Here is a 1,207-nt window from a genome sequence, read left to right as displayed (position 1 = left end):
TCCTGGGTAGTCGTAGCGCTCCAGGGCGGGCAGGAATGCGCTGCGCGTGTCCGCCGCCATCCGCACGTGCGGCTTTTCGAAGTTGTAGTCCCGATGCGCGACTTGGCTGACGCGCGTGGCCACGCGCTGACCGAAACGCTTGATGACCGGCTCGTCGGCCACCATGCCGGTGTCCGGTACATAGGCCGTGGGCCGCCCGAGCCGCGGGAAGACGGTCTGGTCATCGCCGAACACCAGGGTGTGGCCATCCGGGGCGTGCTGGAAATGGAAGTGGATGCCCTCCTCCTCGCAAAGCCGCTGCAGGAAATGCAGATCGGACTCGCCGTACTGCACGCAGTAGACGCGCTCGGGATACAGGGTGGGGCCGAACTGAAAACGGTAGGCATCGGCGAGGATGCCGTGCTCCTCCAGCACCTCGGCGATGATCTGGGGCACCGTGCGGTTCTGGAAAATGCGGTGGTTGCTCCGCAGACCCAAGTACGTCAGGCGCGGTACCAACGTCAGGTGGTAACGGGTCAGCCGCTTGCCGGATTCGCCCTGGGCCACTTCATGGATCAGGCCATGAATCCCTGCTTCCTCGGAACCAAAGCTGAGAAAAGCGGGCTGATTGAGCAGCGCCTCCAAGTCGAGATCGGCGCGGTCGCTGACACAGACGATGTCGAAACAGTAAGGCGTACTGACCGCCTCATCCCCGCTGAATTCGAGCACCTGAAGGTCGGTGTTCATCCCCTGGAGGGTGAGGGCAATATGGGTCTGGTTGGCAGCCAACATAGAAGGGATCGTCCATGACAGCGCGGTTGAAACATCCGCTTGCTCCAAGCGGGGCCGGCTGGATGGTAGCGCATACCCATTGCGCAAAGTCTTGCGCAGTGACCGACTGAATTGCCGATTTGAGAGCTGTGTCCTCCAGGAAGTGGGATCTGTTGAATGCGAAACCGATCAGGCCGACAGCCGCCACGGCGAACCGATCCAGGGAAGGTACAAATGTGCTTTTGTACCTTTTCTGGACAGCACCAAATCTGGCACTCGACAATGTTGAGCATGGTGCAACCGCCCATTCGAATCGGCGCATGAGATCAGCACCGGGGAGAGCGAAATGAAGCGAGCAGAGATCAAGAACAGGCATGCTGATGGGGCTACGTTCGATACCCAGATCGTTCCGAATCCGACCAACACCAAGGAATGGATCGTGCTCTTCAAGAAAGAC

1 protein-coding gene is annotated in these 1,207 nt (G+C 60.0%); it reads right to left on the bottom strand.

Features of this window, described 5'->3' with window-relative positions:
* Positions 1-771 (bottom strand): type VI secretion system tip protein TssI/VgrG (gene tssI / locus BZL41_RS00160; RefSeq protein WP_143517986.1); only part of this gene is annotated, 771 nt, incomplete at its 3' end.
* Positions 772-1,207: the final 436 nt, after the last annotated feature.

Origin of the sequence: Pseudomonas sp. PIC25 (assembly GCF_002286785.1) — a bacterium.
Lineage (GTDB): Bacteria > Pseudomonadota > Gammaproteobacteria > Pseudomonadales > Pseudomonadaceae > Pseudomonas_M.
This window is presented reverse-complemented; position numbering and strand designations above follow the sequence as displayed.